This window comes from Amycolatopsis sp. NPDC006131 (assembly GCF_040614175.1).
GTDB classification, from domain to species: Bacteria; Actinomycetota; Actinomycetes; order Mycobacteriales; family Pseudonocardiaceae; genus Amycolatopsis_E; species Amycolatopsis_E tucumanensis.
The window spans coordinates 197,307-220,732 of record NZ_JBEXTX010000002.1; the positions used below are offsets into that span (position 1 = coordinate 197,307).

General features: G+C 70.1%; 19 protein-coding genes and 2 tRNA genes. 9 read left to right on the forward strand and 12 right to left on the reverse strand.

Annotation, left to right across the window (positions count from 1 at the left end; genetic code table 11):
• Nucleotides 1–15: 15 nt before the first annotated feature.
• Nucleotides 16–570 carry a bacterial proteasome activator family protein gene (locus tag ABZ215_RS02070; RefSeq protein ID WP_020416463.1) on the reverse strand — a complete coding sequence of 185 codons (555 nt, stop codon included), beginning with the start codon at nt 568–570 and terminating at the stop codon, nt 16–18.
• Nucleotides 571–692: 122 nt separating this feature from the next.
• On the opposite strand from ABZ215_RS02070, the gene ABZ215_RS02075 reads away from it, so the two are divergent.
• Complete coding sequence (locus ABZ215_RS02075) at nt 693–1,892, forward strand: cysteine desulfurase-like protein (protein ID WP_027935623.1); 1,200 nt, start codon at nt 693–695, stop codon at nt 1,890–1,892.
• On the opposite strand, the gene ABZ215_RS02080 is transcribed toward ABZ215_RS02075, so the two are convergent.
• Complete coding sequence (locus tag ABZ215_RS02080) at nt 1,889–2,866, reverse strand: NAD(P)H-quinone oxidoreductase (protein ID WP_020416465.1); 978 nt, start codon at nt 2,864–2,866, stop codon at nt 1,889–1,891. The two genes, ABZ215_RS02075 and ABZ215_RS02080, sit on opposite strands and share 4 nt — an antisense overlap.
• A 75-nt stretch (nt 2,867–2,941) precedes the next feature.
• On the opposite strand from ABZ215_RS02080, the gene ABZ215_RS02085 reads away from it, so the two are divergent.
• On the forward strand, nt 2,942–4,423 hold the full coding sequence (locus tag ABZ215_RS02085) for a M28 family metallopeptidase (protein ID WP_020416466.1): 1,482 nt from the start codon (nt 2,942–2,944) through the stop codon (nt 4,421–4,423).
• A gap of 46 nt (nt 4,424–4,469) precedes the next feature.
• On the opposite strand, the gene ABZ215_RS02090 is transcribed toward ABZ215_RS02085, so the two are convergent.
• Nucleotides 4,470–5,381 carry a neutral zinc metallopeptidase gene (locus ABZ215_RS02090; protein WP_020416467.1) on the reverse strand — a complete coding sequence of 304 codons (912 nt, stop codon included), beginning with the start codon at nt 5,379–5,381 and terminating at the stop codon, nt 4,470–4,472.
• 476 nt (nt 5,382–5,857) lie between these two features.
• Between ABZ215_RS02090 and ABZ215_RS02095 the strand changes: the two genes are divergently transcribed.
• Both ABZ215_RS02095 and ABZ215_RS02100 read left to right on the forward strand, forming a co-directional pair.
• The gene (locus ABZ215_RS02095; protein ID WP_354947094.1) at nt 5,858–6,322 is read left to right on the forward strand and encodes a MarR family transcriptional regulator; all 465 of its coding nucleotides are present in this window, start codon (nt 5,858–5,860) and stop codon (nt 6,320–6,322) included.
• Between the two features lie 20 nt (nt 6,323–6,342).
• Nucleotides 6,343–6,427, forward strand: a tRNA-Ser gene (locus ABZ215_RS02100).
• A gap of 133 nt (nt 6,428–6,560) precedes the next feature.
• Here the strand turns inward: ABZ215_RS02100 and ABZ215_RS02105 are convergent.
• Nucleotides 6,561–8,369 (reverse strand): DUF4209 domain-containing protein, encoded by a 1,809-nt coding sequence (locus tag ABZ215_RS02105; protein WP_354947096.1) that lies wholly within the window; start codon nt 8,367–8,369, stop codon nt 6,561–6,563.
• A gap of 72 nt (nt 8,370–8,441) precedes the next feature.
• Nucleotides 8,442–8,837 (reverse strand): tyrosine-type recombinase/integrase, encoded by a 396-nt coding sequence (locus ABZ215_RS02110; RefSeq protein WP_354947190.1) that lies wholly within the window; start codon nt 8,835–8,837, stop codon nt 8,442–8,444.
• Nucleotides 8,838–9,070: 233 nt separating this feature from the next.
• On the opposite strand from ABZ215_RS02110, the gene ABZ215_RS02115 reads away from it, so the two are divergent.
• Nucleotides 9,071–9,157: transfer RNA gene (locus tag ABZ215_RS02115), tRNA-Ser, on the forward strand.
• A gap of 59 nt (nt 9,158–9,216) precedes the next feature.
• On the opposite strand, the gene ABZ215_RS02120 is transcribed toward ABZ215_RS02115, so the two are convergent.
• The 3 genes from ABZ215_RS02120 to ABZ215_RS02130 form a co-directional block, all read right to left on the reverse strand.
• Nucleotides 9,217–9,648: a pyridoxamine 5'-phosphate oxidase family protein gene (locus ABZ215_RS02120; protein ID WP_354947098.1), complete on the reverse strand. Its 432-nt coding sequence runs from the start codon at nt 9,646–9,648 to the stop codon at nt 9,217–9,219.
• 10 nt (nt 9,649–9,658) lie between these two features.
• Nucleotides 9,659–10,834, reverse strand: coding sequence for a hypothetical protein (locus tag ABZ215_RS02125; RefSeq protein ID WP_237338261.1), 1,176 nt, complete (start codon nt 10,832–10,834; stop codon nt 9,659–9,661).
• A gap of 76 nt (nt 10,835–10,910) precedes the next feature.
• A complete protein-coding gene (locus ABZ215_RS02130; protein ID WP_017986219.1) occupies nt 10,911–11,684 on the reverse strand; it encodes a FadR/GntR family transcriptional regulator in 774 nt (257 codons plus the stop codon).
• A 94-nt stretch (nt 11,685–11,778) separates the two neighbouring features.
• Here ABZ215_RS02130 and ABZ215_RS02135 point away from each other — a divergent pair, with 94 nt between their 5' ends.
• Both ABZ215_RS02135 and ABZ215_RS02140 read left to right on the forward strand, forming a co-directional pair.
• Entirely contained in the window at nt 11,779–12,039 is a 261-nt protein-coding gene (locus ABZ215_RS02135) for a hypothetical protein (RefSeq protein WP_157358395.1), read from the forward strand.
• A 129-nt stretch (nt 12,040–12,168) separates the two neighbouring features.
• Nucleotides 12,169–13,422, forward strand: coding sequence for an HEXXH motif-containing putative peptide modification protein (locus ABZ215_RS02140; protein WP_354947100.1), 1,254 nt, complete (start codon nt 12,169–12,171; stop codon nt 13,420–13,422).
• 257 nt (nt 13,423–13,679) lie between these two features.
• Here the strand turns inward: ABZ215_RS02140 and ABZ215_RS02145 are convergent, their stop codons facing one another.
• From ABZ215_RS02145 to ABZ215_RS02155, 3 genes are all read right to left on the reverse strand, one after another.
• Nucleotides 13,680–14,927, reverse strand: coding sequence for a hypothetical protein (locus ABZ215_RS02145; RefSeq protein ID WP_354947102.1), 1,248 nt, complete (start codon nt 14,925–14,927; stop codon nt 13,680–13,682).
• Nucleotides 14,924–16,723 carry a dynamin family protein gene (locus ABZ215_RS02150; protein ID WP_354947104.1) on the reverse strand — a complete coding sequence of 600 codons (1,800 nt, stop codon included), beginning with the start codon at nt 16,721–16,723 and terminating at the stop codon, nt 14,924–14,926. The genes ABZ215_RS02145 and ABZ215_RS02150 overlap by 4 nt, the downstream gene beginning before the upstream one ends.
• Nucleotides 16,724–16,832: 109 nt before the next feature.
• The gene (locus ABZ215_RS02155) at nt 16,833–18,869 is read right to left on the reverse strand and encodes an IniB N-terminal domain-containing protein (RefSeq protein ID WP_354947106.1); all 2,037 of its coding nucleotides are present in this window, start codon (nt 18,867–18,869) and stop codon (nt 16,833–16,835) included.
• A gap of 226 nt (nt 18,870–19,095) precedes the next feature.
• Between ABZ215_RS02155 and ABZ215_RS02160 the strand changes: the two genes are divergently transcribed.
• Nucleotides 19,096–20,256, forward strand: coding sequence for an Hsp70 family protein (locus ABZ215_RS02160; RefSeq protein ID WP_354947108.1), 1,161 nt, complete (start codon nt 19,096–19,098; stop codon nt 20,254–20,256).
• Entirely contained in the window at nt 20,253–22,547 is a 2,295-nt protein-coding gene (locus ABZ215_RS02165; RefSeq protein ID WP_354947109.1) for a helix-turn-helix transcriptional regulator, read from the forward strand. The genes ABZ215_RS02160 and ABZ215_RS02165 overlap by 4 nt, the downstream gene beginning before the upstream one ends.
• On the opposite strand, the gene ABZ215_RS02170 is transcribed toward ABZ215_RS02165, so the two are convergent.
• Entirely contained in the window at nt 22,544–23,173 is a 630-nt protein-coding gene (locus ABZ215_RS02170) for a L,D-transpeptidase (RefSeq protein ID WP_354947111.1), read from the reverse strand. The two genes, ABZ215_RS02165 and ABZ215_RS02170, sit on opposite strands and share 4 nt — an antisense overlap.
• Nucleotides 23,174–23,426: the final 253 nt, after the last annotated feature.

Below are 23,426 nucleotides of genomic sequence, written 5' to 3' on the forward strand. Positions count from 1 at the left end.
CGCGCGGGCGCTCCGCTACAGGTACTGACCGGTCCCGCTGATCCCCGGCGCCTGGCCCTCCTGGCCGCCGCGCCCGGCAGGCAGCCCGCGGCGCATCTGCTCCAGCTGCACCCGCGCCGCCATCTGCTGCGCGAACAGCGCCGTCTGGATGCCGTGGAACAGGCCCTCCAGCCAGCCGACCAGCTGGGCCTGCGCGATCCGCAGCTCGGCGTCGGACGGCGTGGTGCCGTCGGTGAACGGCTTCACCAACCGCTCCAGCTCGCTCTGCAGCTCCGGTGCGAGCGCCTGCTCCAGCTCCTTGATCGAGGTCTGGTGGATCTCACGCAGCCGGTCGCGGCTCGCGTCGTCCAGCGGCGCGGCCCGCACCTCCTCCAGCAGCTGCTTGATCATGGTGCCGATTCGCATGACCTTCGCCGGCTCTTCGACGAGGTCACCGACCGACTCCTGGTGCTCGTCGTCCTCCCGCGGGATCCGGGCCGTGCCCACCGGCGAACCGTCCGGGCCCACCACGACCACGCGGTGGGGCTGCTCGTCGGGCGAGGGCGACTCGGAAAACTTCGGCTCCGTCATTGCTCCATCCTGGCTGGTTCGTCGACGCGCTGTGTTCGAGCCTAGCGGTCGCGCCGGCCCGCGGTCGGCGACAGCCCAACCCCGGACGCACTGCGAAACTACTCGTCCGTACGGTGTTGTCCATGGCGTTCGACGTCGCTCGAATTCGTGGGTTGTTCCCCGCGCTGGGTGACGGCTGGATCCACTTCGACGGCCCTGCCGGAATGCTGGTACCCGAACAGGTGGCCTCGGCCGTGTCGACGGCGATGCGTGCCCCGGTCTCCGGCCCGGGCGGCGCGTTCCCGGCATCCCAGCGCGCGGAGAGCATCGTGACCGCGGCCAGGCGGGCGGTGGCCGATCTCGTCGGTGCCGATCCGGCCGGTGTCGTGCTCGGTTCGAGCGCGGCTGTGCTGTTGCGCCGGCTCGTCGACGCCCTGTCCGAGCGCTGGACCTTGGGCGACGAGGTGGTGGTCTCGCGCCTCGACGAGCAGACCAACATCGCGCCGTGGACGCACGGCGCGAAACGTGTCGGCGCGGTCGTGCGCTGGGCCGAGATCGACATCGAGAACTGCGAGCTGCCGGCCTGGCAGTACGAGAACCTGGTCAACGCCCGCACGAAGGCGGTCGCCGTCACCGCCGCGTCGGGCGCGGTTGGCACCCGGCCCGACGTGCCCACGATCGCCGAGTTCGCCAAGCGCGTCGGCGCGCTGGTGGTCGTCGACGCCACCGCCGCGGCGCCGTTCCTGCCGCTGGACATGAACGCGCTCGGCGCGGACGTGCTCGTGGTGTCCGCGCAGGCCTGGGGCGGCCCGGCCGTCGGCGCCCTCGTCTTCCGCGACCCCGACCTGCTGGAACGGCTCCCGTCCGCCTCGCTCGACCCCGGCGCCCGCGGCCCCGCCCGGCTGGAGCTGGGCCCGCACGCGTACCCGTTGCTCGCCGGGCTCGTCGCGTCGATCGACTACCTCGCCGGCCTGGACGACGCGGCCACCGGCTCCCGCCGGGAGCGGCTGGTGACCTCGCTCGGCTCGGCGAAGTCGTACCACGCCGGGCTGCTCGCCCAGCTCAGCACCGAACTGCGCGCGCTGCGGCACGTCATGGTCATCGGCGACGCGATGCGCCGCATCCCCGCGCTGGCGTTCACCGTCATGGGCAAGAAGGCGCCGGAGGTCGCGGAGTACCTGGCCTCGCAGGGCCTGTGCGCGTTCGCCGACCTCGGCACCAGCGGCGTGTTCGCCGCGCTCGGCGTCGGAGAGGTGGGCGGCGCGGTGCGGATAGCGCTCGCCCACTACTCCAACGTCTTCGAGGTCAACCAGCTGGTGCGGGTGCTGGAAGAACTGCGTTAGCCGCGGACCGAGAGCAGCACCTTGCCGAACACGCCGCCCTCCTCGAGGGCCTGGTGCGCCTTGCCCGCCTCGGACATCGGCACGACCTGACCGATCACCGGACGGACCGCGCCCTCGGCGACCAGCGGCCACAGCCGTTCCCGCACGTCCGCGACGATGCGGCTCTTGTCGTCCACCGGCCGCGCCCGCAGCGTGGTCCCGGCGACGCTCGCGCGCTTGGCCATCAGCTTGCCGATGTTCAGCTCGCCCTTCACGCCGCCCTGCATCCCGATGATCACCAGGCGGCCGTTCGTCTTCAGCGCGCTGACGTTGCGGTCCAGGTACTTCGCGCCCATGTTGTCGAGGATGACGTCGGCGCCGCCGGTCTCGTCGCGGAGGACCTCGACGAAGTCCTGCTCCTTGTAGTTGATCGCGATGTCAGCGCCGAGCTGGCGGCAGCGGTCCAGCCGGTCGGCCGAGCCGGCGGTGACCGCGACCGTCGCGCCGAGGGCCTTGCCCACCTGGATCGCGTGCGTGCCGATGCCGCCTGCGCCGCCGTGCACGAGCAGCACCTCGCCCTCGGCCAGGTTCGCGTGCATCACCACGTTCGACCACACGGTGCAGGCGACCTCGGGCAGGCCGGCGCTGGTGATGAGGTCGACCTCGCCGGGCACCGGCAGCAGCTGACCGGCCGGCACGACGACGCGTTCGGCGTAACCGCCACCGGCGAGCAGCGCGCACACCTCGTCGCCGACCTGCCAGCCCTCGACGCCCTCGCCGAGCTCCGCGACCGTGCCCGAGCACTCGAGCCCGAGGATGTCGCTCGCCCCGGGCGGCGGCGGGTAGTTGCCTTGGCGCTGCAGCAGATCGGCCCGGTTCACCGCGCTCGCCGCGACGTCGAGCAGGACCTCGCCGGGGCCCGGCCGCGGATCGGGAACCTCGACCCACTCCAGGTTGTCCGGGCCGCCGGGTTCACGGAGCTTGATCGCATGCATGTGCCCGACCCTATTGCCGGGGTACACCGAATGCACGATTGACCTCCACGCGGATCGGGACAAAAGTGACTCCTCATGTCACTTCGGCCGAAGAGATCCTTCGCCGCCCTGGTGCTGACCGCCGCATTGGCGACGGCCGCCACCCCGGCCGCGATCGCAGCCCCGTCCCCGTTACCCGACCAGCTCGTCAAGAAGACCGACGTGGGTGCCATCAACCGGCACCTGATCGCGTTGCAGCGCATCGCCGACCGCAACGACGGCAACCGCGCCGCAGGCACCGATGGGCACGCCGCCTCCGCCGAGTACATCGCGGGCAAGCTCGAAGCCGCCGGTTATTCGGTGACACGGCAGGAGTTCCCGTTCATCTTCACCGAGACGATCGAGGAGAAGCTGACGGTCAACGGCGCCGACGTGCCGATCACCGTCATGACGTACACGGTGTCCACGCCGGAGGGCGGGATCACCGCCCCGCTGGCCGTGGTGCCGGTCGACGCCACGCCCGGTTGCGAGGTCACCGACTACACCGGCGTGGCCGGCCGGATCGTCCTCGTGTCGCGCGGCGCGTGCCCGTTCGCGCAGAAGCAGGCGGCCGCCGCGGACGCGGGCGCGATCGCGGCGATCATCTACAACAACGAGGCCGGCCCGCTGAACGGAACCCTGGGCGACCCGGCGGCGGCGCGGATCCCGACCGGTGGCATCTCGCAGGCCGACGGGCAGGCGCTGTCCGGGCAGAACGGCGCGACGGTGACGCTGGACCTGCGGGAGTTCCAGGAGCCGCGCACGTCCTACAACGTCATCGCCGAAACGAAGACCGGCCGCAAGGACAACGTCGTGATGGCCGGGGCGCACCTGGACAGCGTTCCGGAGGGCCCCGGCATCAACGACAACGGCACCGGTTCGGCGGCGCTGCTGGAGATCGCGTTGCAGCTCGGCGGAAAGCCGAAGGTCGAGAACGCGGTGCGGTTCGCGTGGTGGAGCGCCGAGGAGTTCGGCCTGGTCGGCTCGACGCACTACGTCGATTCGCTGAGCTTCGAGCAGCAGCTGGACATCGCGCTGTACCTGAACTTCGACATGATCGGCTCACCGAACGCGGCGTACTTCGCTTACGACGGCGACGATTCCGACGGTGTCGGCGCCGGCCCCGGCCCGTACGGCTCGGCGCAGATCGAGGCCGAGCTGACCGGGTACCTGAACGCGCGCGGGGTGCCGACGGAGGGCACGGACTTCGACGGCCGCTCGGACTACGGCGAGTTCATCGCGGTGGGGATTCCGGCGGGTGGCCTGTTCACGGGCGCGGAGGACGTGAAAACCCCCGAGCAGGCCGCGAAGTGGGGCGGCCAGGCGGGCGTCGCGTACGACCCGTGCTACCACCAGGCGTGCGACAACCTCGGCAACGTCGACCGGGTGGCGCTGGACCGCAACGCGGATGCGATCGCCTGGACGCTGGGCACGTTCGCGCTGAGCACGGAGTCGGTCAACGGGGTCGCGCCCGGCAAGGCGGCGGTGAAGCCGCACCGCGCTCCCGCCGGTGAGGCGAGGGCGCTGGCCGCGGCGTGACGCGTGCGCTCCGCCCGGCCGTGCGCCGGGCGGAGCCCGTGGCGCGTCAGCCCAGGTTGTTGGTTCCGAAGGTGTCGCACCGGGCGGGGTCGCCGGTCTGGAAGCCGGTGGTGAACCACCGTTCCCGCTGGGCGGACGTGCCGTGCGAGAACTGGGACTCGTCCACCTGGCCGCCGCCGAGGTTGGACTGGATGTAGTCGTCGCCGATGCGGGACGCGGTGTCCAGGGCGCGGTCGATGTCGTCCTGGGTGACCTCGGTGATCAGCGGCCGTCCGGTCGACGACGGCGTGGTCGTCGCGTGGTTGGCCCACACGCCGGCGTAGCAGTCGGCCTGCAGTTCGAGCCGCACGGAACCGGAGGTCGGCCCGGTCTCGTTGCCGACGCGCCGGGACGTGCCGAGCAGGTTCTGCACGTGGTGGCCGTACTCGTGGGCGAGCACGTAGGCCTCGGCGAACGTGCCGCCCTGCGCGCCGAAGCGGGTCTGCAGCTCCTGGTAGAAGGACAGGTCGATGTAGACCTCGGAGTCGGCGGGGCAGTAGAACGGGCCGACGTCGGAGGTGGCGCTGCCGCAGCCGGTGCGCACGCCGCCGCTGAAGAAGTTCGTCTGCGCGGTGCGGTAGGTGCGGCCGGAGCGGGCGAACTGGTCGCTCCAGTAGTCCTGGATGGAGTTGACGATGGCGACGATCGCGCAGTCGTGGTTGGAGTTGGCGTCCGCGCCGGTGCGGCACTCCTGCGCCAGCGACCCGTTGCTGACCTGCTGACCGGCGCCGAGTTCGCCGAGGCTGCCCGCGCCGCTCGGGCTGACCCCGCCGATCTGGGAGAGCACGAAGTAGATGATCACGCCGACGATGCCGAGCCCGCCGCCGCCGAGCGCCACCCGGCTCCCGATGCCGCCACCGCCGCCGCGGAGGTCGTCGACCTCGGACGTGTCCAGCCCGGCGCCTTCGTCAAACCTCACCGCGTACTCCCTCACAAAAGCCTGGGTGCGGACTCCGCGAGTCCGCACCCAGGATTACCGAGGTTGTCAATTGTAATCAGCGGCTGACCACGTCGCGGGCCGGCGAGGAACTCTGCTGTGCGGACACGGAGACCGCACTGAAGCAGGTTCGAGTTCGCCGTTGTGCGCAAGCGATGGTCGAGGCGCATCGAGATGGAAACCCGTTGCTGCTCACAGTCACAGCCGGACTGGGTTCACCGCATCCCGGCTGTGGGTCCACAGCTGCATCCGGTAGTCAACCGCGAGGAACTTCTCGTCATTGAACCACCTGACCCTCTCCCGGCGGACGGCCCGACGGGCCACACCCGGGTAGTGCGTCCCCGGTCCGGTGACCGATCCACCGTTGTCTCCAAGCATGCGCCTGTGCGCGCGAATCCTCAACCGGTGCGCCGTCCCTCGTTGGTTGGTAATCGCAGTTCGGCGCTACTGTTCCGGACATGGGTGAAGCCCGGTGGCTGAGCGAGCCGGAGATGTCGGCGTGGCGCGCGTACATCGTCGCCACGCTGCGGCTCCGCCAGCGGCTGCACCGGGAGCTGGCCGCCGCGCACGACGTGTCCCTGACGGACTACGAGGTGCTGGTGTGCCTGGAGATGGCGCCGGAGCGGCGGATGCGGATGTCCGAGCTGGCGACCACGATGGGGTCCACGAAGAGCCGGCTGTCGCACCAGATAGCACGCATGGAGGCCGCGGGGCTCGCGCGCCGCGCCCCGGACCCGGACGACAAGCGGGGAGTGGTGGCGGAACTGACCCCCGGCGGCGAGGCGCTGCTGAAGGAGGCGGCGCCCACGCACGTGGAGGGCGTGCGGGCCCACCTGATCGATTTGATGACCCCGGAGGAGCAGTCGGTGCTCGCGAGGGTCTTCTCCCGGGTCGACGAACACCTCGAAGGCCTGGGCGGCTGAGCCGCTACCCTGAGCCTCAGGGAAGCGTGGCAGAGCGGCCGAATGCACTCGCCTTGAAAGCGAGCGTCGGGCAACCGACCGGGGGTTCAAATCCCTCCGCTTCCGCGCCTGTGACCAGGGGGTTTGCCGGGTTGGGTGGCTTCGGCTGCTTGTCCGGCACCCGGCTTGGTCTCATTTCTGGTCTCATTTGCCCGCGCTGTCCCCTTCGCTGGGATGTACCTGAACGCAGCGCGCGGCATCATGTCTGGGTGCTCGGTTCGTCCTGCTCTTGCTCGGGCTGAGACGCCGCCTCAGCAGCTTCTTGCTCAGAGGTAGTTGTGGGCCCTGCTCTGAGAAAGGCAACATATAGTGCGGCCTGCACTAGCAGGGCGACAAGCGGTGGCGACAGCATGTCAATGAAGCCGTGTGCAATCTCATTACGAAGATTGAGGCCTGGCGTGCTGCTCAATAAGGTATGGAGGTACCTGTACCAAGATTCATCAAGGCCTTTATCTTTGAGGATTTGCAACAGTGTGGCAAGCCCGACGTATTTTCCTGGGCTTCTTGTTCTTTGCAACGAGTAGATTGGCTCGTTCAATGAGCGGGCAAGGTTGCGGATAATGGCTTCAATCTTTGGCGCGACCACATACATGCAGCCTTCGCGGTCGTCGTTCCAATATCTGAACAGTGCGTCCGCTAGCGTTCTCGCGATTTCGGGTTTTTCTGGTTGGACTTCAAGCATCACTTGCTGCACTTGTTCGCGACTTGGACTGAACTTTTCGCCAATTTTAGTGAGAGTCAAATCGTAGAGAGGTGCGATGAACTGAATGTTTAGACTCTCGTGCCTTGTAAGGTTGTGATTTTCGCGTTCTTCTTCCGTGTGCGGTTCCCAGCGAGGGAGTCCGTCGCCGCCTATGATTACTGCCGAGAAAGCATAAGATAGCGGTGCCTCTTCTGCCAATTGCCCAACTGCTGCGCGATTCTGAGCCAGTTCACCACTAGGTGGGACGCAGCCGTATCCGCGCGCGTAGGCGGCTAGTGATGCTTCGAGATTCTCTCTGATGAACCAAGCCAACCAGGCTTCTATCTGCTCGTCCGTGAAGGTGTATTCCTGACTTATTTTCTGCATTGGAAGATCTTCGCGACTGATTTGCTGCAGTAGAACGGTTGCTGAATGTAGGAGTTCAGTAACACCCGAGCTCTGTTGGTGATCGCGCGCGTATGCAATCGCTTTTGTGAGATGCGACATTTTCAGGAAGCCTTCGTCGGTTTCCTTCGCGGCCTCGATCCATGTGTTGATCAAATCTCGATCGACTGCAGCGACTTCATCATCATTATTAGCGCGACCACGCCGCATTTTATGTACCTCGACGGCGGTGTGAGGATCGTGGCTGTAGCGCGACACCGCCGAGTGTAGAACTTCATCTATTTCTGCGGGTGGGCTCTTATCCTCTAGTAGGCGCCCGATCAGACGGAGCGCGACCCCTGGCTGATGTTCTGACTTCCCGATTGACGCGCGAGCGTCGTAAATGAACTTCGCGTGGATCTCGTTGATTATGCTGTCGATTCGCATTTGGCGAGCGATGTCCAAGGCGCGGATCAGGGCATGTGCGCGGTGTAGGTCGCTCCAATTGTCGCTACTAAGTAGAAGGTATGCTTTGCATGCGACGAGTGCGAATTCGTGCTTTGGCTGACGACTCGTGGAGTATAGTAAGTCTGACAAGCGGGCCTTAATCGCGTTGCTTTGTGTACGCTTTACTACTTTTTCCCATAATACTAAGACGTCTTCGGGCAGTTCTTCTAGAGGCGTTGGATAGGTTTGCCCCTCGGCTCGCATCATAGGCTCGTAAGTTGATGACCCCGAATTTGGTCTTCGACTTGTGTCTACGTAATCGAAAGCAATCTTCAAAGCATCCATCTCGGCCGAATCTTCTGCGGCTTTCAACTTAGAGCTAACTTCATGCCAGGCGGAGGAGTGTGCGGCAGCTTTGTCGGCTAATTTGGACAAACTTGCAATACTGTCGTCCGACAAGTTAAGTGCGACAGGGTTTCCTTGGAAATCTGGCATTGTGTTAATGTAGCACTCGGAACGCGGCGGAGTCCTCACGTTTTGCAGGATGCCCTCCGGGACAGTTGTTAGTCAGACTTCGCGCTGCCACAGGTGCCCCCCCACCTGCTCTGCGATCGATCGCCGAACCGGCTCGGTGACGTGCTGGTACCGATTCGCCATCGTCGCGCTGGACCAGCCCATCACGTCCATCGTGGCTCGGTGGTTGATCCCGAGTTCCAGCAGCACCGTTGCCGCCGTGTGTCGTGCGTCGTGAAGGCGGGCATCGCGCACACCAGCCGCGGCGAGCAGCCGCTTCCAGTGAAATCCGTCCGTACGGGCGTTAATCTGCCTGCCTAGCTCGTCGGTGAAGACCCAGCCGTCGCCCTGCCACAGTTCACCTGCCTTGGCCCGCTCGGCTTCCTGCTCCTGCCGGTGTGCCTGTAGCTCGGCGACGAGTGGAGCCGGGAGGCATTCTTCAGAATAGATAGCTCCCCACGGGCAGGTGAGCGGCTGTTCCGTTTAGTTTTGCTTGCTGCTCTGTAAAGCAGTCAGCATTGCACCCGGCGGGGCTGGGGGAAGAACCCCCTGTACTGCCCATGATCGTCATCCGCGCCATCAAAGGGCGCGTGGCGTAGGTCTGGTCTCAATCCTGGTCTCATTCGCCGCCATCCGCGCCGATCCGCTGACGTCCGCACTGAGAGGAACATGCAGGTCAGCGGGGGAGCGGACCCCGGCGGAGACCGCTCGGCACACCTTGAAAGCGAGCGTCGGGCAACCGACCGGGGGTTCAAATCCCCCCGCTTCCGCGTCTGTGAGCAGGCACTATGCCGGGTGTCGCCGCCCCGGCGTAGGCCTGCGCGCGCCTTCACACCTGGTAGCTGAGGTCCGTCGCGGTGAGGGAGCTGGGGCGCAGTCGGAGCCAGACCGTTCCCCGCTCGGCCGGGTCGTCGTGGAGGTACCGCCGGAACCGCTCGTCCCAGCGGGTTTCGTCGGCTCCCAGGTAGCGGCTGAGCTTGCGACGCCCCCTCGGGACGTCGAACGGCAGCACTTCGGCCTTCCCGCGCGCGATCACTTGCCGGACCTCGCCGGTCGCGATGTCGCACACACCGATGGCGACAGCGACAGCGGGATCGGCTTTGACGCGGCCGAGCAGTTTCGTCCACGGGCCGGTCAGGATCCACAGCGCTTCGTCTTCCCAGAGGTACCAGGTAGGTCGCACCGTCGGCCCGCTGGTGGCGACGTGAGCGGTGAGCGGCCGCGCGAGAAAGGCGTCGATGTCGAAGTCGGGCTCGGTCATCCGCGCGTCCTCACTTCGCCGGTCGCCAGAGCAGCGCCACTCCGTGCCCGGGCAGCAGCCAGGACCGCACGTCCAGATCGCTCAGCTCCTCCGGCTTCAGCCACCGCGCCGACGCCGTGTTGGAGCGGAACGTGAACGGCACCACCCGGAATTCGAACGCGTCCCCGCCCTCGATGTCCAGCTCCTTGGCGGACATGGAGATCCGTTCGACGTAGCACGGGTACGGCGCCTGCCAGTAGCAGTAGCCGTCGTCGATGCGTTGCAGCGCGGTCGCCCGCATCGACAGGCGCTCGATCGCGGCCACCGTGTGGTCGTCGCCGGCGATGTCGGACAGGTCGCACTCGAAGATGCGCAGGTCGGCGAGGTGGTCGAGGGTGTTCTGGCGGGGGAGCGGGCCCATGTTGGTGCGGAAGAACGTCAGGTAGTCGGCCCACTGCTGGTACTTCACCTCGCGCAGTTCCAGCTTGCTCGACGACGCCACGTGGTGCCTGCCCTCGCCGTCGAGGTACTCGATCCGCAGCCGAACGGACGGCAGCATGTCGTCCACCGAACTCTCGAACAGCGAGCTGTCCGGCACGAACCACAGCTCGAACAGCGGCAGCTGGCACCCGGCGCTGATGGAGTCCCGCAGCAGCGCGTTGCACGTCGCGAAGATGATGAACCGGTCGACGTGCACGTTCTTCTTGAAGCTGTAGGTCACCGCGGTCGTCAGGTGGTAGATCTCGTGGTCCACCGCGCTCAGCTCAAACGTCACGCCGGTGTGGGTGCTGATTGTCAGGTCCCCGCCGAGCGGGCGCAGACCCTCGCCGCCCAGCACGCCCGTGACCACGTCCCGGTTGGCTTCGTTGTCGCCGTAGATCGAGTGCAGGAAGGTCTCCATGACCTGCTGGGGGAGCAGCGCCTCGACGATCCGCGGGCCGGAGATCCGCGCCATCTCGGTCACCAGCCAGGGGTGCACGAACAGCTCGTACCCGCCGATCGCCGCGCCCGCCACGACGACCAGGGGGAACACCGCCTCCAGGACGTCGTGCAGGGCGGTCGGCCACCCGGGCGCCGCCCGCCAGGACACGACCGTGAGCAGCGCGGCGACACCGGCGAGGACCAGGACGAACGCGAGACGAAGGACCGCCGGGCGTGGTTTCGGGCGCGTATCGACACCAGGCCGCTGTTTCTCCCCAGCTGTCACAGCGTCTCCGCCCGGTTCGAGAGAACCCATGATCGGCGGAGAGGCCGCGACGGCGAAAGCGGCCGATAGGCTTAATTCACTCCCGGTGCCAGCGTGGCTCGTCCTCCAGCGCGTACGTCGTGAGCGTGGCCCGCTCGCCGGGCGGGGTGCCGGTCTGCGCCACCAGGTCGCTGTACAGGCCGAGCAGGTGCGTGGCCATCGCCGCGCGGGCGCCGCCCTCGTCGCGGCGCTTGAGGAACCACGTGACCTGGTTGTGGTCGTTCGCGGAGCGGACGTGCACCTCGGAGCTGCCGTAACTGTTGCGACGGTAACCGCGCAGCTGGGGCACCAGCGACCGGTACAGCTGGTCCAGCAGTTCGTTGTGGCTGGCCCGCACCACCGCCGAGTGGAAGTCCTCGTCGGTCTGCAGCAGTTCGTCCTTGTCGTCGATGGACGCGGACTGGTGCAGCTTCGCCAGCTTCGCGATGTCGTCCAGCTCGCCCTGCGTCGCGCGGGTCGCCGCCAGGCTCGCCGCGGTCGCCTCCAGCGCGATCCGGACCTCCATCAGGTCCGCGTCGCTCACCCGCCGGTCGAACACCAGCGGCTCGTCGTGCTCGGACACGTCGGTCGACCGGACGTACCAGCCGCGGCCCCGCATCACCTCGACCACGCCCTGGAGCTGGAGCCGCTGCAGCGCGGTGCGCAGCGAACTGCGGGCCACCGCCATCCGCTGAGCCAGTTCCGGTTCCGTCGGCAGCCGGTCGCCCGCCTTGAACTTGCCGCTGCGGATCAGCGACCTGATCTTGTCCTCGATCAGTTCCGGCAGCGGCTTGCGCGTGTTCGGTGAGAGAGCCCAGCTCTCGTCATCCATCGTCAACCTCTCGCGAGCTCTTGGGTCCCCGAGCTTCCGAAGACCATAACGCCAAGCTGATGCCAGACGCAAGTTGTCTGTCAGGTGTAGTCACTTGACAGACAACCGACAGCGCCGCGATCATACAACTGCCATCGAAGGTGAGCGGGCGGGCCACCAGCCGGGCCGCCACCTGGCCAGTGAGGAGGTGTTCGCTGTGAACTCGGAATCTCTGTTCGCTGTGATTTTCTTGGTAGCTCTCGGGGTGACCATCATCGGGTGGCGGACGGTCATCGTGATGACCCTGACGGCGGGTTTCGTTCTGGCGGTGCTGGGGTTCGCGCAGCTCGTCTCGTTCCTCGGAACGGGCGCGTAAGCGCGGACGACAGGGGGCGGCTCCGTCTGTTGTCTGACAGCCGCCCCCGGTGTGGGGGCCAGACCGCCTGGTTGTACTCTCGCGCGGTCCTTGGCTGTTCCCCTCCTAGCGGAAGAAGCCGGCGCTCGGATGTACTCCAGACCTGCCTGGCCGGATGCCACCACCGTGCACGCGGCGCTGGCGCCCGCCCACGCGGTGATGGAGGAGCGTCGCGCGCTGTACCGGCTGGGGCTCGATCTCCTGGCTCCCGGCCACGACTCGGTTCCGGTCGCGCAGCTCGACAACCCCCTGTTCCGCTTCCGGATCGGGGAGGCACTCGCCGGCCGTCTGCCCTACGTGGACGCCGACGACGAACTCGGTCCGATCACGACCGAACTGCCGGCCGGCCCGGTCTCGATCCGGGTGGCCACCGCCGCCGAGGCCAATGACCGCCTCGCCGAGGCGATGCGGGTGATCCAGACGCAGAGCCTGCCCGGTCGCCGCCCGCCGCGGCTGCTGACCGGCGACGACGAAGCGCTGGCCACCGTGGCCGCCGGTCTGCGCAAGGTCCGCCAGATCAGCCCGGCGCTGGCCGACGACCTGCTCGCGCACGTCGGCCTGCTGGTGGTCCTCGATCCGGCGACCTCCGGCGGCCTGATTTCCGCGTCGTCACGGCTCTTCCCCGGACTGGTCCTGATCGACCGGCCGTCGTCGCCCTACGAGGTCGCCGAGGCGATCATCCACGAGGGCGCCCACGTCAAGCTGTTCGACTTCGCCATCACGCGGAGCTTCCTCGGCGCCGATCCCGCGCAGGGCCGGGTCTTCCGGCCGTCCTGGTCGTCGGCCGCGTGGCCGGTGGAGCAGGTCATCGCCGCGTTCCACGCCTACACCTGCCTCGCCCAGTTCGCCCAGGACGTGGAGCGGCACGGGGAAACGCCGCGGCTCGGCCCGGATTCCCTGCTGCCCCGCGCTCGTGAGCGCGCCACCGAAATCGGCCGCTGGCTGCTCGGTGAAGAGGACGCGCTGGAATTCGACGCCAGGTGGCTCCTGCACACCTTGATGTGTGATGAGACTGGACCCGAACAACTGTCTCCGGTCACCCGTCCGGTGCCGCCCGGCCACTATGCGCTGGACCCGCTGCTGCGGCTCGCCCGGATGGAGGCCACCGGCCGGGTGCTCGCCGGCCGTCCCGGCGACCCACCGGAATTGCACTGGCTCGACGGGGAAGCGGCTGATCTGGTCGTCGAGCTTAGCCAGGCCCCGGCGGGGAAGTCCCTGTCGGAAATCGGTGCCGAACGTGCGACAGTCCTCGGCGCGCTCGTGGAAGCGACCTTGGTTCGTGCCACCCCGCGCGGAGGAGTACTGTCCTCTTCGGACGGAACATTCGCGTCGGAAGGAATCTGATGTCAGTCCAGTGGGACCCTCGCCGGAGACACGAAAACCGGCCCGGCGAAACGATGGCTCCCCGGCCGGAAAACGGGGTTGTTTCCCCGAATCCGGGCCTCGGCCGTCAGCCTTACGGTCAGCCGATCACGCGAGTGGATTTCTTCCGCCGCATGCCCACCGGCGGCACCGCCTACCTCAAGCCCGCCGACTCCAACGACGACTGAACCGGCCGGGCTCGTCAACCAGGCGAGCCCACAGCCTCGTGACGAACGGCCTCAGATCGTCCCGTTCGCCATCGCTTCGCAGCTGCGCAACACGACTGCCGCGGCGCGACGCTCCCCGGCGCTCAGCTCCGGGTTCTCCGCCTGGTCCCGCCACCGGCGCACCGCGGGCAACACCTGATCCGGTCCGAGCCGCGCGGCTCGGGAAGTTCCGCCGGCGCCGAGCAATCTCAGGGCTTCCGCTTTCAGCTCCGCCGAAAAAGACGTCCGTCCGGTTTGCAGCGCGGCCACCAGCCGCAGCTCCCGGAAATCGTGGGCGCCCGCCAGCAACCGCTCCAGTTCGGCCGCCAGCCCGGCCGCGGCGGGGCGCGGTTCCATGCGCAGCACCACTTCCAGCCCGATCAACGCAGACCGCGCCTTGAGCACGTCCCGCCGCGCCACGAAGTACCCGTCGATCGCCTCACGCAGGTCGGCCAGGCCGCTGCGCGGCACGAGCTGACCCGCCAGCGCAGGCAAGGTGTCGGCGCCGCGGCGGATCAACGTCAGCGCCAGCCGCACGCCGAAGATCCCGAACCGCGCGAGCAGCGTGGCGCGGTCGGACGCGGCCACCGGCGCCGGGAACTCCGCCGCCGAGAACCGGTCCGCCGACAGCAGCCGCGGCTCCAGCTCCTCCCGCGGCACGGCGGCGAGCGCGCGCAGCACCGCGAACTCCGGCTCGGTCAGGGTGCGCGCCGCCGCGGCGAGCAGCCCGGCCACCGGCACGACGTCCTGGCACAGCCCGGCGACCTCCGGCGCGACCCGGTATCGGCGCGCGACCTGCCGTGCCGAAATGACGGCGTCCACCCGTCCGCCACCGAGTTCGTCCGCCCGCGACAACACGATCAGCTCATTGACGGCCGCCGCCCGCGCGACCGGGTGGTCCTGCAGCGTGTGCAGGAACGACAGATCGGCTCCGGACGGGCGCCGCACGAGGTAGAGGACCGCGTCGGCGTCCATGCAGATCCCCTCGATCGTGGAGGGCGCCGCGCCGCCGTCGATCGCCGGGGTGTCCATCAGCATCAGCTCGTCCTGCGACCGACCCGGCGAGGTGCGGAACCAGGTCATCTCGCCCTGCGGCTGCTCCCCGGCCAGCGCGGCGAGCAGCGTCGACCGGCCCGATCCACGCGGGCCCACGACCGCCAGCCGCAGCGGGTCGTCGAACCGGGTGAGCTGGCGCTGCAGCCAGCTCGTCGCCCGCGGGCTGTCCTGGTAGACGTCGAGGGCCTCCTGCAGGACGGCGTGCGTCCTCCCGGCCAGGCTCACGCGGTGATCCCCCGCTGGGTGGGCAGCTGCGCCGGGGTGGCCAGGGCCTGGGCGCGGCGGCGCAGCACGTTCAGCTCCTCCATCATCCGCCGGATCTCGTTCGCCCGGACCGTGCGGCGGGTCGTGTCGTCGTCGATGGCCTGCTTGAACGTCTTCGCGGTCGCGCTGATCTCGCCACGCAGCTCGTCGGCGACGCCGTTCAGCCGGTCACGCAGCGCGCGGTGGATCTGCCGCGCGGTGTCCTTGCTGTGCTTGCCGTAGCGCAGGAAGAAGTCGTCGACGTACCGGTGCGCGGCGGTCTTCGCGGCGTGCTGGCGCCGCTTGAGCCGGTTCCCGCGCTCCTCGAAGACGCTCTTCGCGCCGAAGGCGGCACCCGCGCCGAGCGAGATCGGGTTGATCAGCGGCAGGCCCGCGATCGTGGTCGCGAGGCCGAACATCAGCAGACCGCTGTAGGACCCGCGCATCCCGACGAACAGCTTCTGCCCCACGCTGAACCGTTCGACCCGCGGCATCCGCAGGTCCCCGACGGCGTCACCGGGCACCTCGCGCGGCAGCGAGTCGGGCAGCGCGTCCTCGCGGTGCGGCGCGACCTGCCGCGCGATCTTGCGGGCGATCCACTCGAACCGGTCGAGCAGCCACTCCGAGTTCGTCTCGGCGACCGTCGTCAGGTTCTCCCGCAGCCACTCCTCGAACTCGGGCCACGTCTTCGCCGGGTCGGCGGTTTCGAAGTACTCGTCGACCTCGACCAGGATCTTGCGCGTCCGGTCACGCAGGTCGAACTCGACGTCCGAGATCAGGTCGGACACCTCGTCGGACAACAGCGTCTGCCAGCGGTTCGCGTCCCGCTGCAGCTTCTCCAGGCGCCGCCCGGCGGCGTGCCACCGCGCGACCGCGTCGCCGTTGTCCGGCTGCTGCGTCGCGGCGAACTCCTCGGTCAGCTCGTTCTGCAGCGCCTCGACGGTGGTCGTGCTCAGGGCGGCGACCGAGCGCCGGGCCAGCAGGTCCGCCTGCCCTGGCAGGTCCTGGTGCAGGCACTTGACCAGCTCGCCGAACCCGGACTCGGCGTTCAGCGCCTGGTCGCCGGTGCGGGCCGCGGCCAGCCGCAGCGCGGCCGACACCGGGATCAGCGACGCCATCAGCCCGCGCTGGTCGAGCCGGTTGCGGTTGCGCTGCGCGACTGTCCGCCACCCGGGCACCAGGTCGATCTTGGTGAGCACCACGAGCACCGTCGGGCACAGCCGGACGACCTGCTCGAGCAGCTGGATCTCCGACGCCGACAGCTCGCTCGTCGCGTCGGTGGCCATCAGCACCGCGTCCGCGGAGTCGACGGTCTCCATCGCCGCCCGCGGCGGGGTGTCGACCAGCGCCAGCCCGCCGGCCAGCAGCGCGCGGGGCAGGCCCACCTCGGCCCGGACGACCGGTGGACCGCTCACGGCGACCGCTTCCCGATTGGCCTGGCCGGTCACCGACTCCACCGGCACCGGCTGTCGCGGTGGGCCTTCGATGGCCCGCGGACCGGCCGTGACGACGGCCGCCGTGGGCGTCTCGGCGTGCGTCACGACGGCCGGGACCGTGGTCGTGGCGTCCTCGCCGACCGCGCACACCGGGGCGTTGACCAGCGCGTTCACCAGCTGGCTCTTGCCCTGGCCGGTCTCCCCGATCACGACGACCCGCAGCTTCTCGTCGAGCAGCTGGGCTCTGCGTCTGCGGATGCGATCGGCCAGGTCCGGGCGCCGTTGGGTGGCGCAGACGTGGGCGGTGTCGTCCAGTACGTCGAGCCAGGGTGGTGCGAGCACGCGGAGGAGTGTGCCGTGTCGTGACCAAAACGTGAAGCGGCGGGGTCCGTTCTGAGACGAACCCCGCCGCTTCATCGGTGAGTGGTAGCCGCGCCGTTGCGGCTACCGGTCAGTGCCCCAGGGGCAGGTCGCCGTGCAGGTTGTCGAGGTCGGCGGCCTCGGGCAGCGGCGCGTGGTTGAGCGGGCCGAGCGTGTCGACCAGCGGGCTGTCGGTCACGGACACGACCTCCTTGACCGGGTCCGTGGTCAGTGCGTGCTCGACGTGGTTGGTGACCTCCGGCAGCGGGTTCGCGACCGGCAGGTGCGGCAGGCCCTGCGGCAGCTCGGCGCCGAAGTGGACCGGCAGGTCGCCGGGCGCCTCGGCCGGGATCTCGGCCGGGACGGCGGCGGGCAGCACGGCCGGCACGCCGGGGGCGGCGGGCAGGTCGGCGGCGAGGTCCGCGGCCTGGTGGCCACCGTCGGAGATCGCGGTGCCCGCCTGGGCGCCGGCGTTGGTGACCAGGTCACCGGCCTGCGCGCCACCCAGCGTCAGGTACTCGCCGAGGGTGGCCGAGTTCTGCGCGACACCGCCGCCGACCAGGTCACCGCCGATCGAGATGTAGTCGGCGATCGTGCCGGCGGCCGGCTCGGCGCGGCCGAGGACGTCCGAGTCGAGCGAACCGGCCAGGTCGCCGGCCTCGTCGAAGCTCGGGACGTCGGCGGGGGTGCCGTCGACGCCGAGGGTGTAGGTGCCCAGGGCCGAGTCGGTGCGGGCGCCCGCGAGGACGGCGTCCTCACCGGCGGTCAGGCCGCCCTGCAGCTCACCCTCGTTGTTCTCGACGGCGAAGCCGCCGGTGAAGCCCTCGGTGCTGCCGGCGGCGCTGCCGATGAAGGCGCCCGCGGGGGTGCCCGCGGTGCCGGCGACACCGGCGCCCTCCTTGGCGGCGGCGGCCGCGGCGGCGCCCTCGGCCAGCTCACCCTCGTAGGACACGGTGGTGGCGTAGCCGTCCTCGGAGCCCGCGCTGGCGGTGTCGACGCGGCCGACGGCCGGGATGTCCAGGTCGGGAGCGGTGAACGGCTTGTCGCCCAGCGACGGGGCGGCCACCGGCAGCGAGCCCAGCGTGTCGAAGTCGACGGGCAGCTCGCCGGTCTCCGGCAGCTCGGTCAGGCCGACGGCCTCGCCGAGGGCGGCGACGTCCTCGGTGCCCACCGGCAGGGAACCGGCGTCGAGGGGCAGCGCGCTGGTGTCGAGCGGCAGGCCGCTCCCGTCGACCGGCAGGGCGGTCAGCTCGCTCGGCACGTCGGCGCGCTCGGCGCCCACGGTCGGCAGCGAGGGCAGCTCGCCCAGGGCGGGCAGCTGGACCGGGAGCCCGGGCAGCGAGCCCTGCAGGCCCTCGACCTCGGGCAGCCCGACCGGCAGCTCGCCGAGCTCGGGGGCCGCACCGGTGAGCGCCTCGGTCGGCAGGTCGTTTCGCGCGTCCAGCGGGAGGCCGTCGACGGCGGGCGGCTGCAGCGGCAGGTCGCTCAGTTCGGGCAGCTCGACGGGGATGTCACCCAGCTCGGGCAGCTCGACCGGCAGCGCGTCGGTGGGCAGGCTGTCCGTGGGCAGCGCGTCCAGCGGCAGCTGGTCCACCGGCAGCGCGTTGACCGGCAGGTCCTGGCGGACCGGCACGTCGAGCGGCAGGCCGTCGACGGCGGGGACGTCCAGCGGCAGGTCGCCCAGCGCGGGCAGCTCGACCGGCAGGTCGCCCAGCAGCTCGCCACCGAGCGGCAGGGCCGACGCGTCCAGCGGCAGCGCCGAGGTGTCGAGCGGCAGGGCCGAGGTGTCGACGGGCAGGTCGGCGCGGGCCGGGACGTCCAGGGGCAGCTCGGGAGCCTCGACCGGCAGCGCGTCGGCCGCGTCCGCGACGGCCTGCAGCTGGGCGATGGCGCCCTGCAGGTCGGTCACGTCGGCGTCGAGCGGCAGCGCGGACAGGGCGTCGGCCAGCGGCGCGGGCGCGTAGTCGGCGACCAGCGGGGCGACTTCCTGGATGTCCTGCGGCGTGACGTCGCTCAAGCCGGCGGCGGCGAGCGCGCTGGTCGGGTCGGCGGCGAACGCCGACCGGGCAGCCTCGTCGTTCAGCAGGGTGAGCACGAACTCGTGCAGGTTCTGGGCGGGGAGAGACAAGGAATATCTCCGCGGATCTCGGGGGGTGAAAACGGACAAGGCGTCCAGGGTGCACCGCAGGACGCCTTGGCAGAACCTAGTGACCGTTCCGTTACCGAGGCATCGGGGATCGGTCCGCAACCTTCGGCGAGGCCATGGGGGCCATCGGTTAGGGGATTAGGGGATGTGACCCCAACGGGCGACTTTGGTACGAAGGGGCGACCCCGTGAGTGAGGATTCAACCCCTATGCGTCACGTTCTCGGCATCGACATCGGCAGCACCGGCATCGCCGCTGCCGTGTGCCGTGACGTGGGCGAACGCTGGTCGGAGCCGGTGGTCGTGCCTGGCGTCGAGTCGGTCGTGCACGTCGCTCCGGACGCGACGGTGTCGGTCGGCGCGGAGGCGGTGCGGCGGTCGGTCGTGGAACCCGACCGGGTGGCGCGTGGTTTCCTGCGCCGGGTCGGCGACGACGTTCCGTTTCTCCTCGGTGACGAGCTGTACACGGCCGAGGCGCTCACGGCCGCCGTCGCGGGGTGGGTCGTGGACCAGGTCGCCGCCGACGAGGGCGAGCCTGCCGAGCGCATCGCGATCACCCACCCGCCGTCCTGGGGCACCTACCGGCGCAAGCTGCTGCTGGACGCGCTGGCCGCGGCCGGCTTGCCGCCCGCGATGCTGTTGCCGACGCCGGTCGCCGCCGCGGAGGGGCACCTCGCGCGTGAGCGGATCGATCCGCAGACGCTCGTCGGCGTGTGCCGGATCGGCGGTGAGCACGCCGACCTCGCCGTGCTGCGCCGCGGAGCCACGACGTTCGAGCTGGTCACGCACGCCGAACCGGCCGAGCCGACGGCCGGGAGGACGCTCGACGACCTGCTGTTCGAGCACGTCCGTGAGCGCTGCGGCGACGTCGCGCCGTCGGCGTTGCGGCTGGTGTGCGCGGAGGCGAAGGAGCGGCTGTCGGCGTTGCCCGAGACCGAGATCGGGCCGGTCCGGGTGACGCGTGCGGAGTTCGACCGGCTGGCGCGGCCGGGCCTGCTCGCGACGCTCGAACCGCTGCGCCGGTACGAACGGCTGAGCGCCGTGCTGCTGGTCGGCGGCACGGCGGCGGTCCCGCTGCTGGCCGAAGTGGTCGCTGGGCTGACCGGTGGCCGGGTGGTCGCCGAGCCCGAGCCGGCGTCCGCGGTCGCGCGCGGGGCGGCGCTGGTCGCGCGGCTCGTGGAAGGCGCGGCGGTCGAGTCGACCGCGCTCGTGCCCAAGGTGACCGGCTTCCCCGACCTGGAACCCGAAGACGTGTACGACGACGAACCCGTTCCGCCGCGGCCGCCCGTCGTACTGACCCCGCTCGAACCGCCCCGTCGCCGGTTCGCGCCCTCCCGCCGCGGCGGCTCCCGAAGCGAGGACGACGAGTGATCCTGCTGGACGAACCCACCGAGCGGGTCTGCGCGGCGATCAAATCCGGTCAGCTCGCGCCGGTCCGCCTCGCGATCGTGGCCCCTGGCGGCTACGGCAAGACCGCCGTGCTCGACCACCTCGCCGGCGCGCCCGGCGTGCGGCTGGTCGACGACGCCCACCTGCTCACCGACGCCGAACTGTCCGAAGTGGCCCGGCAGCTCGACGACGAGTCGGCCGGCCTGGTCATCGCGGCCCGTCCGCACCCGCGGCCCTCCGCGCTCAACCAGGTGCTCGGCCGTCTGACGGGACAGCTGGTGCTGCGGCCGTTCGACCGGCTGCGCACGGAGACGTTCCTGGCCAGGGCCGGGCGGCCGCTGGCGGTCGACACGGTGCTGGCGCAGACCGGTGGCGTGCCGGGGTTCGTGCGCCTGCTCGCTGGCGGTGACGGTGAGCTGGTCGCGGCGTTCCGGCACGAGCTGGACCAGGCCGGTGAGGATTCGCTGTGCTACCTGCTCGCGGTCGAGGCCGGGGCCGACCCGGACCTGCTCGCCGCGTTGAACCTGCCCGCCTCGACGGTCGAAGCGGTGCGCGCGACCGGATACCTGGGGCCGGATGGCCGGTTGCTGCCGGTCGCCGCGCGGGCCCTGCGGGAGCTGGTGCCCGCGGACCGGCGGATCGCGTTGCGGCTGCGGCTGATCCGGCGGCAGCTCGACCGCAGCGGGCCGGTGCTGAGCCTGGTCCGGCCGTTGATCGGGACGGGCGTGACCGGGGCGGACGTCGCGACGGCGTTCGAGGTGGCCGCGGCCGAGGCGGCCGGCGATCCGGCGCTGGCCGCCCGGTTGTACGAGGCGGCGGTGCGGGCCGGGCGGCCGACGGCGGCGGTGGGCACGCGCTGGGCCGAGGCGGTCGCGCGGACCGGGGACTTCGACACAGCGCTGCAGCTGGCCGACCAGGTGATCGCCGCGGACGACGCGGTGGACCGGGCCGAGGGGGCGCAGGTCGCGGGCGCGGCGCTGGCGCATCGCGGTCAGCTGGCGCGCAGCGCGGAGTTGTTCCAGTGGTCCGACACGGCTGCGGCGCGCTGCTTCGCGGTGATCGGCCTGACCGGGTCCGGCCGGCTGGCGGAGGCGGAGAAGCTGCTCGGCAAGTCCGCTGTGGACGGTCCGCCGACGCTGCTCGCGGGCGCGGTGTCGTCGGCGGCTCGTGGTGTGCTGGAGTCGGTGACGGACCAGCCGACGGTGGCACTGTCCACTCTGATCCGTTCGGCGGAGATGCTGGAGCCGGTGTCGGACCGGGTGCTGCTGCCGGACAGCCCGGCGGCGCTGGGCGCGCTGGTGGCGTTGCACTCGGGTGAGGCGGCGATCGCCGAGCCGTTGCTGGAGCGGGCGGTGTCGTCGGGTGTGCTGGTGCCGCGGCACCGGTTGCTGCTGGCGTGGATCGCGATGCTGCGTGGTGACGAGGAGGGCGCGACCGCGCAGTTGCGGTCGGCGGGGGAGCAGTTGTCGCCGCGGGACTGGTTGTTCGCGGTCGGGTTGCGGGTCGGGCTGGCGCGCCGGTCGAGTGATCTGGCCGGGTTGCGGCGGATCTGGATCCAGGCGCGCGAGGCGGTGGTCCGGCACCCGGTCGACCTGTTCACGTTCCTGCCGTTCGGGGAGTTCGAGGTGGCTGCGGCGCGGCTGGGGGAGCGGGACCGGCTGGCGCCGCACCTGCGGCAGGCGCGGGAGTTGCTGGCCGGGCTGGGGAATCCGCCGTTGTGGGCGAGCGCGTTGCACTGGAGCGGCCTGCACGCGGCGGTGATCGCGGAGCAGCCGGAGGAGGCGGCCGCGCACGCCGCGGCGCTGTCGGAGGCGGCGTCGGCGGGCCCGTACTTCGCGACGATCGCCCGCGCGGCGCAGTGCTGGCTGGAGGTGCTGGGCGGCGAGGTCGACGCCGTGGCGGTCGAGACGGCTGCGCGTGACCTGCACGGGGTGGGCCTGTGCTGGGACGGCGCGCGGCTGGCCGGGCAGGCGGCGATCCGGACGTCCGACCGGAAGGCGATGGTGACCCTGCTGGACTGTGCCCGTGTGCTCCAGGGCCGGCCGGGCCGGGAGGCGGTGGAGCACACGGGCGGGGTGCGGCTGAGCGAGCGGGAGCGGCAGGTCGCGGAGCTCGTGGTCGCCGGGCTGACGTACAAGCAGATCGGTGACCGGCTGTTCATCTCGGCGAAGACGGTGGAGCACCACATGGCGCGGATGCGCCAGCGTCTGGGTGCGGGCAGTCGCGGTGAGCTGCTGGCCGAGCTGCGGGAGATCGTGCAGGTGGCGTCCTAGCGGACGACCTGCACGGTGTCTCCGGAAGCCAGGGTGCCGAAGAACTTCTGCGACGCACTCGGCGACAGGTGGATGCAGCCGTGCGAGTACTTGGACAGGCTGCCCTGGTGGAAGGCGATGCCGGGCTGGAAGAAGACCGAGTACGGCATGGGGGCGTCGAACTCGCGGCTGTGGTAGTCCTTGACCTTCGCGGAGACGCGGAAGGTGCCGACGGGGGTCGGGTCGCTGGCCGAGCCGGGCATGATCTGGACCGGGCCGTAGACGACTTCGCCGCCGCTGAGGAGCCACGCCTTCTTCGCGGAGAGGTCCACGCACGCGTCGACGGTGGCCGAGCAGGGCACCCCCGCGGGGGCGGCCTTCGCCTTGGTCGTCGTGCTGGTGGTCTTCTTCGAGGTGGAGGTCTTCGAGCTGCTCGACGGCGCGGGCGCGGAGCTGCTGGTGCTCGGCGCGGGCGCAGCCGAGGTGGTGGTCACGGGCGGCGCGCTGGTGGTGGGGGCAGTGCTGGTCACGGCGGTGGTCGCGGCGACCTGCTGCACGGCGGCCTGCTCAGAAGCGCCCCCACAGGCGCCGAGCACCAACGCGGCTGCCACGGCCGCCGCGGCCAGCACCATCTTCTTGACGGTCACTCGATTCCCCCAGCTTTTCGATTCGGCGTCTACAAGCGGATAGACGTGGTCCGCGGGGTGGTGGTTGAGCGCCGCAGGTCACGATCTTGTTGCACCAGGTTTGAGGGGGCAAAGTCCACTCGGATGAGTGGTGGGGCGTTGCCTCAGGTGGTTTGGTCCCTGTCCCTGTCCCTGTCCCTGTCCCTGTCCCTGTCCCTGTCCCTGTCCCTGTCCCTGTCCCTGTCCCTGTCCCTGTCCCTGTCCCTGTCCCTGT

Bases quoted from the DNA above. Each gene is read 5' to 3' on its own strand.
- ABZ215_RS02085 (WP_020416466.1), top strand. From the start codon at position 2,942: ATGTCACTTCGGCCGAAGAGATCCTTCGCCGCCCTGGTGCTGACCGCC.
- ABZ215_RS02105 (WP_354947096.1), bottom strand. From the start codon at position 8,369: ATGCCAGATTTCCAAGGAAACCCTGTCGCACTTAACTTGTCGGACGAC.
- ABZ215_RS02120 (WP_354947098.1), bottom strand. From the start codon at position 9,648: ATGACCGAGCCCGACTTCGACATCGACGCCTTTCTCGCGCGGCCGCTC.
- ABZ215_RS02080 (WP_020416465.1), bottom strand. From the start codon at position 2,866: ATGCATGCGATCAAGCTCCGTGAACCCGGCGGCCCGGACAACCTGGAG.
- ABZ215_RS02130 (WP_017986219.1), bottom strand. From the start codon at position 11,684: ATGGATGACGAGAGCTGGGCTCTCTCACCGAACACGCGCAAGCCGCTG.
- ABZ215_RS02160 (WP_354947108.1), top strand. From the start codon at position 19,096: ATGCGTCACGTTCTCGGCATCGACATCGGCAGCACCGGCATCGCCGCT.
- ABZ215_RS02075 (WP_027935623.1), top strand. From the start codon at position 693: ATGGCGTTCGACGTCGCTCGAATTCGTGGGTTGTTCCCCGCGCTGGGT.
- ABZ215_RS02070 (WP_020416463.1), bottom strand. From the start codon at position 570: ATGACGGAGCCGAAGTTTTCCGAGTCGCCCTCGCCCGACGAGCAGCCC.
- ABZ215_RS02140 (WP_354947100.1), top strand. From the start codon at position 12,169: ATGTACTCCAGACCTGCCTGGCCGGATGCCACCACCGTGCACGCGGCG.
- ABZ215_RS02095 (WP_354947094.1), top strand. From the start codon at position 5,858: ATGGGTGAAGCCCGGTGGCTGAGCGAGCCGGAGATGTCGGCGTGGCGC.